The 13,738-nt window shown below is 69.4% G+C and carries 14 protein-coding genes; 2 read left to right on the top strand and 12 right to left on the bottom strand.

The features are described from left to right. Positions 1-2 precede the first annotated feature (2 nt). The 3 genes from G6N45_RS15555 to G6N45_RS15545 are packed head-to-tail and all read right to left on the bottom strand — an operon-like array spanning position 3 to position 2,780. Positions 3-1,391: a class II 3-deoxy-7-phosphoheptulonate synthase gene (locus G6N45_RS15555; RefSeq protein WP_163723094.1), complete on the bottom strand. Its 1,389-nt coding sequence runs from the start codon at positions 1,389-1,391 to the stop codon at positions 3-5. Between the two features lie 20 nt (positions 1,392-1,411). After that, the gene (locus G6N45_RS15550) at positions 1,412-1,900 is read right to left on the bottom strand and encodes a polyadenylate-specific 3'-exoribonuclease AS (protein ID WP_057148590.1); all 489 of its coding nucleotides are present in this window, start codon (positions 1,898-1,900) and stop codon (positions 1,412-1,414) included. A gap of 1 nt (position 1,901) precedes the next feature. After that, positions 1,902-2,780: a hypothetical protein gene (locus G6N45_RS15545; RefSeq protein ID WP_163728514.1), complete on the bottom strand. Its 879-nt coding sequence runs from the start codon at positions 2,778-2,780 to the stop codon at positions 1,902-1,904. 108 nt (positions 2,781-2,888) lie between these two features. On the opposite strand from G6N45_RS15545, the gene G6N45_RS15540 reads away from it, so the two are divergent. Then, the gene (locus tag G6N45_RS15540) at positions 2,889-4,166 is read left to right on the top strand and encodes a glycosyltransferase 87 family protein (RefSeq protein ID WP_163728511.1); all 1,278 of its coding nucleotides are present in this window, start codon (positions 2,889-2,891) and stop codon (positions 4,164-4,166) included. Here G6N45_RS15540 and G6N45_RS15535 read toward each other — a convergent pair. The 6 genes from G6N45_RS15535 to G6N45_RS15510 form a co-directional block, all read right to left on the bottom strand. Then, the gene (locus G6N45_RS15535) at positions 4,163-5,086 is read right to left on the bottom strand and encodes a type IV toxin-antitoxin system AbiEi family antitoxin (RefSeq protein ID WP_246228697.1); all 924 of its coding nucleotides are present in this window, start codon (positions 5,084-5,086) and stop codon (positions 4,163-4,165) included. The genes G6N45_RS15540 and G6N45_RS15535 overlap by 4 nt on opposite strands. A 135-nt stretch (positions 5,087-5,221) precedes the next feature. Then, positions 5,222-5,947: a lysophospholipid acyltransferase family protein gene (locus G6N45_RS15530; RefSeq protein WP_048416222.1), complete on the bottom strand. Its 726-nt coding sequence runs from the start codon at positions 5,945-5,947 to the stop codon at positions 5,222-5,224. Between the two features lie 77 nt (positions 5,948-6,024). Next, positions 6,025-6,393 (bottom strand): hypothetical protein, encoded by a 369-nt coding sequence (locus G6N45_RS15525; RefSeq protein WP_163723093.1) that lies wholly within the window; start codon positions 6,391-6,393, stop codon positions 6,025-6,027. After that, complete coding sequence (locus G6N45_RS15520) at positions 6,390-7,631, bottom strand: ArsA family ATPase (RefSeq protein WP_163723092.1); 1,242 nt, start codon at positions 7,629-7,631, stop codon at positions 6,390-6,392. The genes G6N45_RS15525 and G6N45_RS15520 overlap by 4 nt, the downstream gene beginning before the upstream one ends. Positions 7,632-7,659: 28 nt before the next feature. Beyond that, positions 7,660-8,097 carry an SRPBCC family protein gene (locus G6N45_RS15515; protein WP_163723091.1) on the bottom strand — a complete coding sequence of 146 codons (438 nt, stop codon included), beginning with the start codon at positions 8,095-8,097 and terminating at the stop codon, positions 7,660-7,662. A gap of 111 nt (positions 8,098-8,208) precedes the next feature. After that, a complete protein-coding gene (locus tag G6N45_RS15510) occupies positions 8,209-8,598 on the bottom strand; it encodes a polyketide cyclase / dehydrase and lipid transport (RefSeq protein WP_163723090.1) in 390 nt (129 codons plus the stop codon). A 96-nt stretch (positions 8,599-8,694) separates the two neighbouring features. On the opposite strand from G6N45_RS15510, the gene G6N45_RS15505 reads away from it, so the two are divergent. After that, positions 8,695-10,497, top strand: coding sequence for an AMP-dependent synthetase/ligase (locus G6N45_RS15505; RefSeq protein ID WP_163723089.1), 1,803 nt, complete (start codon positions 8,695-8,697; stop codon positions 10,495-10,497). Positions 10,498-10,522: 25 nt separating this feature from the next. On the opposite strand, the gene G6N45_RS15500 is transcribed toward G6N45_RS15505, so the two are convergent. From G6N45_RS15500 to ripC, 3 genes are read right to left on the bottom strand one after another with little or no spacing between them, the layout of a single operon-like run. Beyond that, entirely contained in the window at positions 10,523-11,707 is a 1,185-nt protein-coding gene (locus G6N45_RS15500; protein ID WP_163723088.1) for a glycosyltransferase family 4 protein, read from the bottom strand. Continuing rightward, positions 11,704-12,519, bottom strand: coding sequence for a peptidase (locus G6N45_RS15495; RefSeq protein ID WP_163723087.1), 816 nt, complete (start codon positions 12,517-12,519; stop codon positions 11,704-11,706). Before G6N45_RS15495 ends, G6N45_RS15500 begins: the two co-directional genes overlap by 4 nt. Beyond that, complete coding sequence (gene ripC, locus G6N45_RS15490) at positions 12,488-13,624, bottom strand: peptidoglycan hydrolase RipC (protein WP_163723086.1); 1,137 nt, start codon at positions 13,622-13,624, stop codon at positions 12,488-12,490. The genes G6N45_RS15495 and ripC overlap by 32 nt, the downstream gene beginning before the upstream one ends. Positions 13,625-13,738 lie beyond the last annotated feature (114 nt).

Raw genomic sequence — 13,738 nt, 5'->3', positions numbered from 1 at the left:
GCCTAATCGCGGAGCATCTCCGCGACCAGGAACGCCAGCTCCAGCGACTGCTGCGTGTTCAGCCGCGGATCGCACGCGGTCTCGTACCGGCCCGCCAGGTCGGTGTCCGAAATGTCCTGCGCCCCACCGAGACACTCGGTGACGTTCTCACCGGTGATCTCCACGTGGATGCCGCCCGGGTGGGTGCCCAGCGCGTGGTGAACCTCGAAGAAGCCCTGAACCTCGTCGACGATACGGTCGAAGTGGCGGGTCTTGTATCCGGTCGACGACTCGTGGGTGTTGCCGTGCATCGGGTCGCACTGCCAGATCACGTGGTGACCCGACGCCTGCACCTTCTCGATGATCGGCGGCAAGGCGTCGCGCACCTTGTGGTTGCCCATCCGGCTGACCAGCGTGAGCCGGCCCGGCTCGTTGTTCGGGTCGAGCCGCTCGACGTACTCCACCGCCAACTCGGGCGACGTCGTCGGCCCGATCTTGATGCCGATCGGGTTGGCGATCACCTCGGCGAACGCGACGTGCGCACCGTCGAGCTGACGGGTCCGCTCGCCGATCCACACGTAGTGCGCGGACAGGTCGTAGAGCTTCGGTCCGGTGGGCGATTCGGTGTCCATCCGCAGCATCGCGCGCTCGTAATCGAGCACCAGCGCCTCGTGGCTGGCGTAGATCTCGGCGGTGTCGAGATTGCGGTCATCGACCCGGCAGGCACTCATGAACCGCATACCGCGGTCGATCTCGCCGGCCAGCGCCTCGTAGCGCGCCCCCGCGGGCGAGGTCCGGACGAACTCGCGGTTCCACTCGTGCACATGGTGCAGTGACGCCATCCCCGAGGAGGTCAGGGCGCGCACCAGGTTCATCGCGGCGCTGGCGTTGGCGTAGGCGCGCACCAGCCGCGACGGATCGTGCTGGCGGACCGCGGCATCGGGGGCGAACCCGTTGACCATGTCGCCTCGGTAGGACTTCAGGCCCAGCGCGTCGGTGTCCGAGGAGCGCGGCTTGGCGTACTGGCCGGCGATGCGGGCCACCTTCACCACCGGCATGCTGGCGCCGTAGGTCAGCACGACCGCCATCTGCAGCAGCGTGCGGATGTTGGCCCGGATGTGCGGCTCGGTGTTGTCGACGAACGTCTCGGCGCAGTCGCCGCCCTGCAGCAGGAACGCCTTGCCCAGCGCCACGTCGGCCAGCTGCGCCTTGAGCTTCTCGATTTCCGAGGGCACGGTGACCGGCGGCACGCTCTCGAGCACGGTGCGCATCGCGGCCGCCTGCCCGGCGTCCCAGCTCGGCTGCTGCAGCGCCGGCTTGGCCAGTGCCGCGTCGAGGCGCGCACGCAGATCCTCCGGCAGCGGCGGGAGCGCAGGCAGCTGGTCGATGGGTACGTCGACGGTCCAATTCACCCACCCATGGTAACGGCGGATCAAAACCACTTTTCGCCGGTGATGAGCTGGTAGCGCACCAGGTTGTGCTTGGCGTCGACCAGTGCGTCGTGCGCGTCACGCGGCCGCGGGGGCATGCGCGGACACCCGTGGTCCTCCCAGTACTGGCGCAACTCGCGGGTGAAGCGGGGCATCGCGGGCGGCAGGTCGGTCATCGGCCCCCACAGTTGGCACAGCACGACATGGTCGTAGGCGCCCACCCAGGCCCACAGTTCGATCGGCTCGTCGCCGTCGACGCCGAAGAAATCCTCCAGCTCCGAGCGGATCTGCCGGCGCGAACGCCACAACTTCGACGCCGGGGAAGGCAGTTTGGGCAGCACGTTCTTGCGCACCCAGCGGCCCGCCCGCTCAGGATCGAACTCGGTGGAGATCGCGTAGTACTCGCGGCCGTCCTCGGCGGCCACGCCGATGGAGATCAGCTCGATGGTGCGCCCGTTGTCGATGAACTCGGTGTCGTAGAAATACCGCAAGCTACGCGACTTCCTGGCTGGCCTCGTCGCGCGGCCGTGGCGCCGGCGCGGCATGGATCTCACGGTCGAGTTCCTGGTCGACCAGCGCGTCGTCGGGAAACTTCGGCATCCCGGAGATCGCGTCCTGCAGCCACAGCTTGGCCTGCACCACCGGCCGGCGCAGCCAGCGTTCCCGTTCCAGCGACCGATGCATCTTGCGGGGCCGGTTCGTGTACCGCCACCGCGCCCAGGGCGCATGCGGGCGGGACAGCCGGATGGCGCCGACGAACAGCAGCGGGGTGATGAACATGCCGACCAACCCGGTCCACACCTTCCCCTTGAGCAGCACGACGACCGCCAGCGCCAGCGTGAGGACCGCGAAGCCGACCACGACGGCCCGCGCCGCCGGCGACTGGTCGCTGCGCCAGATGCTGACGTCGAAGAACGACAGCGGATTGAACCCGAGGATCAGCAGTCCCGCCACGGCGACGGCGACGAACACCGCGTCCACCGACGTGCGCCCGTCCTCGGACCAGTACACGTCGGACAGATGCAGGATCAGTGCGAACTCGTCGAGAACCAGCGCCGCCCCGATGCCGAACACGATGGACGCGGCCGTGAATTCGGGTACTCCTCCGTCGACCGCCAGCGTCACCATCGTCACCCCGGAGACCATGACCAAGATCACGCCGATGACGACGTGGTGGATGTGCAGCCCGCCGCCCGCGGAGATGTTGCGGGGCTGCCACCACTTGCGCGGCGCATCGCTGTCGGCGTGGCTGCGGATGTAACGGACGATCGTGCGGGTGACGGAGAACGTCAGGATGAACGCGACCAGGCAACACACCAGCGGCAGCCGGGAGTACGGGATGCCGTTGGGCAACCCCAGGTCGAAGTCCATGGTCAGGTGCACCAGGAGAACTTACGTCAAAAGTTGCGCCGACCTGCGCGTGTCGAGGCGTGGTTACTCGCAGGTGCGCCGGTGCGCCCCGATAGTCTGGTCGGCGACATGAGGACGTTGCGGTCGCCCGGGAGGGCCGAATGGTGGCCAGTGCTCGCCTGGCGGCTCTTCCAGCTGCTGACGGCGGCGGCACTGACCGCGGTGGCGTGGCGGTTGCTGGGGCACGTTCCCTACCGCATCGACATCGACGTCTACCGAATGGGCGGGCGGGCCTGGCTCGACGGGCGCCCGCTCTACGCCGACGGCGCGATGTTCCACACCCGCGGCGGCCTGGACCTGCCGTTCACCTATCCGCCGCTGGCGGCGGTCGTCTTCTCCCCGTTCGCGCTCCTGTCGCTGGAAGCCGCCAGCGTGGCCATCACGGCGACCACGCTGGTGCTGCTGGTGGTCTCCACGGTGATCCTGCTGACCCGGCTCGACGTCTGGCCGACCACCCAGATCACCGGCGAGCCGGCCTGGGTCCGCCGGACCTGGCTGGCCGCGGCGATCGTCGCACCGGCGGTGGTCTACCTGGAACCGATCCGCGCGAACTTCGACTTCGGCCAGATCAACGTGGTGCTGATGACGCTGGTGATCGCCGACTGCGTACCCAGGCGGACCCCGTGGCCGCGGGGCATGCTGCTGGGGCTGGCGATCGCGCTCAAGCTGACCCCCGCGGTGTTCCTGCTGTACTTCCTGCTGCGCCGCGACACCCGCGCCCTGCTGGTGACGGTGGCCTCGGCGGTGGTGGCGACGCTGGTGGGTTTCGCGTTCGCGTGGCGCGACTCCTGGGAGTACTGGACCGAGACCGTCCGCAACACCGACCGCATCGGCACAGCCACGCTGAACACCAACCAGAACATCGCCGGGGCGCTGGCCCGGCTGGGGCTGGGCGACGACGTGCGGTTCGTGCTGTGGACGGTCGCGTGCTTCGCGGTGCTGGCCCTGACCGTGTGGGCGGTGCGCCGGGCACTGCGCGCCGATCAGCCGGTGCTGGCGTTGGTCTGCGTGGCGATGTTCGGCCTGGTCGTGTCCCCGGTGTCGTGGTCGCACCACTGGGTGTGGACCCTGCCGGTCATGGTGACGACGGCCGTGCTGGCTGTGCGACTGCGGCATGTCGGCCTGGCGGCGGTGTTCGCCGTCGGATTGCCGTTGATGGTGTGGACGCCGATCACCCTGCTGCCCGAGCACCGCGAGACGACCGCGTCGCTGTGGCGGCAGCTCGCCGGCGCGTCGTACCTGTGGTGGGCGCTGGCATTGATCGTCGTCGCCGGGACGGTCAGTGCCCACGCGCCGCGGCGCCGGCCGTCTCCGGCCGTGCCTGCGGTCGACACCGTCCAGGCCTAGGCGGCCCACCCGTCACCCCCTTCCCGCCCGAACCGACGATTGGGCGCAGAACTGCGAGTGACCCACGCCAAAGCGTCGATCTCGGCACCGCCGCGGCGCACATACGCCTCATACGTGCGAGCGATCACCTCGCGGGGCGTGTCCTCGTTGACGAACGTCAGCACCTCCCACTCGCGCTCCATCAGCCCCGGAAGGCGCCGCCTGTCCTTCAGGTACTGGACACGGTCGCTCTGGTGATGCGCGCCGTCGTACTCGACGGCCAAGCGCAGATCCCGCCACCCCATGTCCAGCAACGCGGTGAAACCGTCGCCACCGGACACCGCGATCTGGGTCTCTGGGGCGGCGAACCCGTGGTCGATGAGCAGCAGCCGCAGCCTGCTCTCGGGCAGCGACTCCGCACCACCGTCAACGATGGGCAGCAGCTCACGTAGCTGTCGCACACCCCGGACCGGGCCGTATCGGTCGATGAGCCGCTGCACATCGGCCAAGCCGTAAGGTGCCGCGCGCATCAGCGCGTCGAGCCGGCCCAAGGCCAGTGCGCGTGGTTGATGACGGCCGAGGTCGAACGCCGTGCGTGCTGCCGTCGTGACGGGCATCCCCGCCAGCGTGGTGACCTCGTCGTCCCGGAACCGGTCCATGCGGATGACCAAGCCGGGTTGACGACGACGTTCTGCGACCAGAAGCTCGATCGGCTCCCGCACGTCGACCCACCGGGCGCCGTGCAACGCCGAGGCAGCGGCTCCGGCGATGACACCCTGTCGATCCGAGGTCAGCCACGCGCCGAGAGCTCGGTCCTCGAAGGTGGGCGTGGCGTTCTTGGGCAGGTACACCCCGCGGAACATCTGCTTGTACCAGCGACGCAACTCGTGGCGGGGAAGACCGTCGCCCAGCGCTTCTCGGCCGAGAAAGACCTCTGTCATGACGAGATCGTCGCCGTCACCTATGACAACCATGCCCGGCCGGCGTCGAAACCGACGAAAAGGCGCAATTCACTCGCACTTTCTCGCCCGAACGTTGGTTTGGGCGAAAGAGGAGAGAGAGAAAGGGGGACGGGACTAGCCGGCCGCAGCCTCGGGGAGCCGGGTCGGCGGCTTCACGGCCGCCTCACCTTTTCCCTCTTTGATGTCGGCCGCGTAGAGGTCGACATACTCCTGGCCCGACAGGCTCATCAGCTCGTACATGACCTCGTCGATGACCGCACGCTCGATGAAGCGGTTCCCGGCGAGCCCCTCGAACCGGCTGAAATCCATCGGGGCGCCGAACTTGACGGTCACCCGGCCGAACTTCCACATCTTGCTGCCGGGCGGGTTGACGACGTCGGTTCCAATCATCGCGACGGGAATGACGGGCACCTGCGTCTCGAGGGCGAGGCGGGCCAGACCGGTCTTGCCCTTGTAGAGACGGCCGTCGGGCGAGCGGGTGCCCTCGGGGTACATCCCGAGCAGTTTGCCCTGACCGAGGATGCGCTGAGCGGTGGTCAGCGCGCTCTGCGCGCTGTCGGCGTCGGTGCGGTCGATGGGAACCTGCCCCGCGACGGTGTAGAACCACCGGGTGAACCAGCCCTTGAGACCGGTCCCGGTGAAGTACTCGGCCTTGGCGAGGAACGTGATGCGCCTGCTCACGACCAGCGGAAGGTAGAAACTGTCAGCGACGGCCAGGTGGTTACTGGCCAGGATCACCGCACCGGAGGCCGGAACATTCTCCAAGCCTTCGACTTTCGGGCGGCCCAACAGGGTCAGCAAGGGTCCCATGAAGACGAACTTGAACAGCCAGTACCACATGGATCCTCCGGATCATCCCACCGCGATGCTCTGCGCCAACCTTACCCACGCAATGTGGGAACAACCACAGCTGCGCCCTACTCCTCGACCGTCACAGGAATGTGTTCGTACCGCCCGGGCGGCGGCGGGGCCTCGGGGGGCGGACCGCCCGGCTCCGGCGGCGGTGTCGTGTTCGGCCCGTCGTCGACGTCGTTGACGATTGCCTTGACCACCGCCAGCAGCGCGACGCTGTGCTCAGCCACCACGGACAGCAACGGGTGCTGTTCGCCGGAGACCATCGCCGCCAGCGCGCACACCGGGCACCACACCTGCTGGCACCGACCCGGATTGTCGGCCGAGGTCTTCGCCCGCGCGGCCGCGAACCGGATCGCGGGCTCGAGACGGTCCAGCAGGGCCTGCGCCAGGGCGCGCAACTCCGGGCCGGGATCAGGGTGAGAGCCACTCATGCCGGCCACACCTCCGGGTTCGGTCGGAAACGCACCGTCAGCGCGGTGCCGCGGAGCTGGGCGTCGACGACGATGCACCTTCTCAGCACCGACGCAAGACGCACCCGGCGCCGCATACCGCCGACGCCGATGATCAGGTCATCGTCGACCCTACCCAACGACAGCGCCGTGGAATCCACCTGAGGCAGATCGACCCGCAGCCGGTACACCGCATCCAGACCACTGCCCGATTCGCGGTCCACGACCGGCCGCAACGGACCCGGCGGTGGGAGGCCGTCGCGCCGGCGCGCGCTGTCGAGCAGCTCACCGAGTGCCTTGGGCCCGATCGGCTCGCCGGCCAGATGCGGCACCATCACCAGCGCCACGTCGCCGATGACCCGGTCGAGCTCGTCGAGCACCGATCGCTGTTCGCCGATCCGCTCGGAGTACCAGTCGAAGGCCGGATGTTCGGGCAGGTTGCGGTACTCGAACGAATCGTCCTGCACCAGGACCTGATTCACGATCAACTCCGCGACGCTGACGCCCATCAGGGCCAGCGACCCCAGCGTGCGGACGGCTTCGGCGGCGACCACCCGCTCGGGAGTCATCACCAGGTGCGCGGCGACCCGCGACGCATCGGTGAGCAGTGCGCCGAGCCGTTCGGTGCCCGCGCCGATGCGCTCGAGCAGCGTGACCACCGCCGCGGACTTCGGATCGTCGAACGTGGACAGCCGCCGATGCCGGGGCCAGGCCCGCTCCAGGTACAGCCCGAACGTGGCGGGCAGGGTGAGCATGCGCATCGCATCGGCGGTCGAGGCACAGTCGACGACGACCAGATCCCAGCGTCCCGAGCCGGCGAGCTCGGCGACCTCGTGCAGCCCGAGCACCTCCTGCACTCCCGGCAACGCCGAAAGCTCCTCAGGCGCAAGATCACTCATGTCCGATTCGGGAAACCTGTCGGCGAGCAGCCCGGCGGTGTCGCGCCAGTGCGCGGCCAGCAGTGCCAGGGTGTCCAGGGCCAGCGCGTCGAGGACTCCGCCGCCGGCGTCGGCGGTGTCGAGGTCGGCCATCACCCGGGTCGGCGCGCGCTCCCCCGTCGGCGTGATCGTCACGCCGAGCACATCGCCGGTCGAGTGCGCCTGGTCGGTGGACACGATCAACACGCGCAGCCCGCTACGCGCTGCGCGCACGGCCGTCGCGGTCGCCAGCGTCGACTTCCCCACGCCGCCCTTGCCGACGAACAGACTGATCCGGGTCACCCCGGACGCGTCGGCGGCGGCTGCGCGCTCAGTCAGCCTCGACTCGTTTCTTGAGGTCCTTCAACGCGGTGTCCGTCAGCCGTCGTTCGGCCTTGCGTTTGAGCAGGCCGATCATCGGGATCATCAGGTCCACCGACAGCTCGTACGTGACGTCGGTGCCAGATCCCTTGGGCGCCAACCGATATGCGCCGTCCAGCGACTTGAGCAGCGAGCTGGACACCAGCGACCAGGTCACCGACTTGTGATCGGTGGGCCACTGGTAGGCCAGCACCATGCTGTCCTTGAGCACCGCGGCGTCGAGCACGAGCCGGGCCACCTTCGGATAGCCGTGGTCGTCGGCCTCGAGAACCTCGGCCTCCTTGTACTCGTTGACCCATTCCGGGTAGGAGCCGATGTCGGCGATGACGTCCATCACCGTCGCAGGGTCGGCGTCGATGTATATGGTCTGTGCCGTCTTGTCCGCCACTGAAGCCTTCCCCAGTCCTTTCGGTGCCGTCTCGGGGCCGTTCCCGACCCTCGAGTACCCCGCCGATGGCGGCGAATCTACCCTTCCGTCGACAGGTATGGCCGGGATCGTCTAGGCCAACCGCGACACGCCGACGGGGCGGCCCGCCTCGAGCGTGCGCTTGATCTCGAAGGCCATCTCCTTGCCGGCGACCCGGCGGCGGTGGTTCATCGCGGCGAGGTTCATCTTCGCCAGCTGCCACGCGGCCGCTCCGGACGGTTCGGCATGCACGAAATAGTGCAGCACCACCCCGTCGAGCACCTTCTCCAGCCAGATCTCCATGGTGCCCGTCAACGCGCCCGTCACCGTCCAGCGCTGGCCGAGCTCCTTGCGATCCTCGACCACGGTCAGCCGCAGATCCGGCCACCAGCGCGCCCAACTCGCGGGATCGGCGATCGCGGCGCCCACCGCTGCGGGATCCGCCGCGACGAACGTCTCGTCGGCGATCTGGATGCTGTACATGACTGACAAGCTTCACACATGCTCCGGCGACGGCCGAGACGGGGCGACTACGCTGTACAGGGCCAATGCGGCCGGTACAGCGAGAGGGCCTTCATCGTGCGTGAGTACACCGTTCCGGCAACCTTCACCGTCGGGGATCAGGACAACGTCGCCTCCGTCGTCTACTCCCACGAACGGGAGAACCCCGACCACGTGATCTTCCAGCGGCTGGTCGACGGGGTCTGGGTCGACGTGACGTGCCGTCAGGCCGCCGAGCAGATCCGCTCGGCCGCCCGCGGCCTGATCGCCGAGGGCGTGCAGCCCGGAGACCGGGTGGCGCTGCTGTCGTCGACCCGCTACGAGTGGGTGATCCTCGACTACGCGATCCTGTCCATCGGCGCGGTGACCGTTCCGATCTACGAGACGTCCTCGCCCGAGCAGGTGCGCTGGGTGCTCGAGGACTCCGGGGCGGTGCTCGCGTTCGTCGAGATCGAGGCGCACGCGTTGATGGTCAAGGAGCTGCACGACGAGCTGCCTGCGCTGCGCAAGGTGGCGGTCATCGAGTCGGCGGCGCCGTCGGCGCTCGACGCGCTGGCGCAGGCCGGCGCGGCGACCGAACCGGCCGAGGTGGACCGGCGGCTGGCCGGCATCCGGTCCAGTGATCCCGCCACGCTGATCTACACCTCGGGCACCACCGGCCGGCCGAAGGGCTGCCAGCTCACCCACTCCAACCTGCTGCACGAGACCCGCGGGGCGACGCACTGCTTCCCCAGCCTGCTGCGCAAGGGTGAGCGGCTGCTGGTGTTCCTGCCGCTGGCGCACGTGCTGGCCCGGGCGCTGTCGATGACGGCGTTCGCCAACGGGGTGACGATCGGCTACACCAGCGACATCAAGAATCTGGTTCCGATGTTCGGGCTGTTCAAGCCGACCGTGATCGTGTCGGTCCCCCGGGTGTTCGAGAAGGTGTACAACACCGCCGAACTCAACGCCCAGGACAGCGGCAAGGGCGCGATCTTCGCGATGGCCGCCCAGGCGGCGATCGACTGGAGCAAGGCCCAGGACACCGGGGGCCCGGGTCTGCTGCTGCGCGCCAAGCACGCGGTGTTCGACCGGCTGGTGTACACGAAGCTGCGGGCTGCCACCGGCGGCAACTGCCGGGCGTCGATCTCCGGCGGCGCTCCACTGGGCGCCCGCCTCGGCCACTTCTACCGCGGCATCGGCCTGACCATCTACGAGGGCTACGGGCTGACCGAGACAAGCGCGGCGATCACCGCCAACCGGATCGGCGAGCTGAAGGTGGGCACCGTCGGAAAACTGTTGCCGGGCAACAGCATGACGATCGCACCCGACGGCGAGCTGCTGGTGCGCGGCGGAGTGGTTTTCGGCGGCTACTGGCACAACGAGACCGCCACCGCGGAAGCCATCGTCGACGGCTGGTTCCACACCGGTGACCTCGGCAGCGTGGACGCGGACGGTTTCCTGTCGATCGTCGGGCGCAAGAAGGAGATCATCGTCACCGCGGGCGGCAAGAACGTCGCGCCCGCCGTGCTCGAGGATCAGCTGCGCGCGCACCCGCTGATCAGCCAGGCGATGGCCGTCGGCGACGCGAAGCCGTTCATCGCGGCGCTGATCGCGATCGACCCCGAGTCGTTCGAGGTGTGGAAGCAGCACCACGGCAAGGCAGCGGGCGCATCGGTGGGCGACCTGGCGGAGGACCCGGACCTTCTCGCCGAGATCGACCAGGCGGTCAAGAACGCCAATCAGGCGGTCTCCAAGGCGGAGGCGATCCGCAAGTTCCGGATCCTGCCGTGCGATTTCACGGTGCTCACCGGCGAGCTGACGCCGACCCTGAAGGTCAAGCGCAAGGTCGTCGCCGACAAGTTCGCCGCCGAGATCGAAGCTCTGTACGAGAAGGACTGACCGCTAGAGCAGCCGGTCCAACTCCTCAACGCGGCTCGTCCCTCGCCGCTTGATCGTCGTCGGACTGAAGCAGCCGCGCCAGCCGCTGCGCCTGCATGCTCCACTGCCAGTGATCGACGGCCCACTTCCGGCCGGCGGCGCCCATCGCCGCCGCACGCGCCGGGTCGGCGAGCAGATCGCCCACGGCCGCGGCGATGGCTCCGACGTCCCAGCCGTCGACGACGAGGCCGGTTTCGCCGTCGAGGACGGTCTCCGGCGCGCCTCCGGAACGTCCCGCCACCACCGGCACCCCGGTCGCCGAGGCCTCCAGGTAGACGATCCCGAGGCCCTCGACGTCCAGACCGGCGCCCCGGGTGCGGCACGGCATCGCGAACACGTCGGCCATCGCGTGGTGGTCGGGCAGTTCCTCGCCGGGCACGCCGTCGGTGAACACCACGTGCTCGGCCACCCCGAAGGTGTGCGCCAGACGGTGCAGTGAGGTGCGGTATGGCCCGCCGCCCACGATCACCAGCGCCGCGCCCGGCGCCCGCTCGCGGATCGCGGACAGCGCGCGGATGAGCATGTCCTGACCTTTGCGCGGCACCAACCGCGAGACGCAGACCACCACCGGCCGGTCGCCGAGCCGGTATCGGGCGCGCAGTTCGGCGCGGGCCACCTCGTTGGGCATGAAGCGCTCGACGTCGACGCCCGGCGGCACACGTTCGAGCGCGGCGTGCGGGCCGAACGCCGACGCGAACCGGCGCCGGGTGTAGGAACTGATGTAGGTGACGACGTCGGCGTCATTGCCGATGCGGCGCAACGCCGTTCGTGCCAGCGGCACCATCGACCAACCGACCTCGTGGCCGTGGGTGCTCGCGATGACGCGGCGCGCCCCGGCCGCCCGCGCCAGCGGCGCCATCAACGCCAGCGGCGCGGCCGCGCCGAACCAGACGGTGTCGATGTCGCGCTCGCGGATCAGCCGCCGCATCCGCATCGCGACCGCGGGCTCGGGCAGCATCAGCGTCGTCGGATGACGGACGACGTCGTAGCCCGACGTGGCCGCCACCGCGTCGTAGTCATCCGCGCCTTTCCATTTCGGGGCGTACACCGTCAGCGCGTCGACCCCCGCATCGGCGGATCCGAGAAGATGGTCGACCAGCGCCTCCAGGTAGGACTGGATGCCGCCGCGGCGCGGCGGGTAGTCGTTGGTGACCAGCAGGACGCGGCTCATGCGGGCAGGTCGATTCCCAGCACGTCGCGCACCGCGGTGGCGGTATCGGAGTGTCCGGGCCCGCACGCGCCGACGTAGAGCGCGCGCAGCCGGTCGGCGCCGTAGGCCTGGGCGACATGGGTCGCGAACGCCCACGCCCGGTCGTAGGCGGCCGAGCGCTGGGGTCCGGGGGTGACCAGGTCGGCGTCGGTGGGCAGGCGCTCAGGCAGCCCGACGAGGACGCTCGGCGCCGGGCGGCCGACGAAGTCGGCGACGCCCTCGGTCAGCCAGACCGGAGCGTCTGCCGCGGTCCCGGCGCGCGCCGCGTAGTGAAAGAGCTCGTGACGCAACACGATTCGCAGATCTGCGGGATCCATCGCCCCCGCAGCCGGCGAGAACGTGATGCGCTCGGCGGTGGTGGTGGCGGCGGTGTCCGCTCCCGCGCCGGCCAGCACGGCGAACTGCTCAGGAGAACCCGCCACCACGATCGGGATCTCCCGCGGCCACTGCGGCCCCCAGAATGCGCTGACGGCCGCCTCGGCCCCGGGGAGTTCGGCGGCCACCCGGTCGAGCAGCGCGCCGGCACCGCCGCCGAGATCGATCAACTGCGCGGTCCGGCCGTCGGGCGTGGTCACGGTGCGCAGCGGAGCACCGCTCGGTGCGGCCGTGCCGGTGGTGGGCGACGGCGCCGCGACCGCCGGCCCGACCGGAGTGCCCGGCAGCGGACCGCTGATCAGCAGAGCGGCGCAGACCAGTTCGGTACCCAGGACCGCAGCCAGGCGGCGCCGGGTCCGGGCACGGTCAGTAGCGGCGGACGTTGTAGATGGGCGCATTGTCCACGGGGGCGACTCGCACGGGCGTGCCGTAGGTGGACGCATGCACCATCATTCCGTCACCGATGTAGATGCCGACGTGAGAGGCATCGGAGTAGTAGGTGACGAGGTCGCCGGGCTGCATCTGGTCGCGGGAGACAGGCTGCCCGCCTGCGGCGAGCGCTTGGCTGGAGTGCGGCAGCGAGATGCCGGCCTGCTGGAAGGACCACATCACCAGACCCGAGCAGTCGAAGGCGCTCGGACCGGCGGCGCCCCACGAGTACGGCGACCCGATCCGGCTCAGCGCGGCCTGGATGACAGTGGTGGCTTCCGGTGATCCGGGCGCGGCCATGTCCCCGGGCGGGATCGCACCGGGCGCCGGAGGCGCGGGCGGGGCGGCCAGCACGGCCGGATCCTGGCCAGGCGGCGGCGGGACGGGCGCGGCGACAGGGGCAGGCGGGGCGGGCGGCATCGCGGCGAGCGCCTCGCGCTGCGGCGGGGTCAGCGCGTCGTAGCGGGACTTCACGATCGCGATCTGCACCTGCAGCTGGCTCTGCTTGGACTGCAGGTCGGCGCGTACCGCGGCGGCCTGCTCGGCGGCGGTCTTGGCCTCCGATGCGGATGCGGCCGAGGCCTGCTCGGCGGCCTGGGCCTGCTTGCCGACCTCGAGGAACCGACTCATCTGGGCCGACATCTCGTGGGCCATCACCCGCTGGATCGCGAGCTGGTCGATCAGACCCTGCGGCGAGGACGCGGTGAGCATCGCCTGGAAGCCCGACGGCCGCCCACCCATGTACTGGGCGGCGGCGAGGTTGTCGACCTTGTGCTGGAAGTCGGCAAGCTGCGCCTTGGCCGTGTCGACGGCCGCGACGTCAGCGGTGTGCTTGGTCTCCGCGGCCTGCTGGATCTCCAGCTTCTTGTTGAGGTCGAGCTGCGCGGAGTGCATCGCCTCCGTCGTCTGCTCGGCCTGCCGGGACAGTTCGTTCAGCTTCGTCAGCGCGTCGTCGGCGGGATCGGCATGACCCGGTCCGGCGAAGACGGCGCCGAGCATCACCAAGAAGGCCAGTGCACTGATGACGGGTCGCCGGGAACGGCTGGAACTCCGGTGCGCGCGGTCGAGCGTCAAGGTTTATATGTCCTTCAACTGCCGTAACGAGCCGTCTCGAACTCTCTTTGGTCTCAGACAGGTTACGAAACGGCATCGGCCTTGTCCAACAGGAGACGCAAATTTAACAGTTGC

The sequence above is a fragment of the Mycolicibacterium psychrotolerans genome (assembly GCF_010729305.1).
GTDB classification, from domain to species: Bacteria; Actinomycetota; Actinomycetes; order Mycobacteriales; family Mycobacteriaceae; genus Mycobacterium; species Mycobacterium psychrotolerans.
The sequence above is the reverse complement of the archived record's forward strand: the minus strand, read 5'-3'. Positions and strand labels throughout refer to the sequence as shown.

Excerpts from the sequence above, each read along its gene's own strand:
- G6N45_RS15545 (WP_163728514.1), bottom strand. The coding sequence starts at position 2,780 with ATGGACTTCGACCTGGGGTTGCCCAACGGCATCCCGTACTCCCGGCTG.
- G6N45_RS15540 (WP_163728511.1), top strand. The coding sequence starts at position 2,889 with ATGAGGACGTTGCGGTCGCCCGGGAGGGCCGAATGGTGGCCAGTGCTC.
- G6N45_RS15535 (WP_246228697.1), bottom strand. The coding sequence starts at position 5,086 with ATGACAGAGGTCTTTCTCGGCCGAGAAGCGCTGGGCGACGGTCTTCCC.
- G6N45_RS15530 (WP_048416222.1), bottom strand. The coding sequence starts at position 5,947 with ATGTGGTACTGGCTGTTCAAGTTCGTCTTCATGGGACCCTTGCTGACC.
- G6N45_RS15525 (WP_163723093.1), bottom strand. The coding sequence starts at position 6,393 with ATGAGTGGCTCTCACCCTGATCCCGGCCCGGAGTTGCGCGCCCTGGCG.
- G6N45_RS15510 (WP_163723090.1), bottom strand. The coding sequence starts at position 8,598 with ATGTACAGCATCCAGATCGCCGACGAGACGTTCGTCGCGGCGGATCCC.
- G6N45_RS15500 (WP_163723088.1), bottom strand. The coding sequence starts at position 11,707 with ATGAGCCGCGTCCTGCTGGTCACCAACGACTACCCGCCGCGCCGCGGC.
- G6N45_RS15495 (WP_163723087.1), bottom strand. The coding sequence starts at position 12,519 with ATGCGCCCATCTACAACGTCCGCCGCTACTGACCGTGCCCGGACCCGG.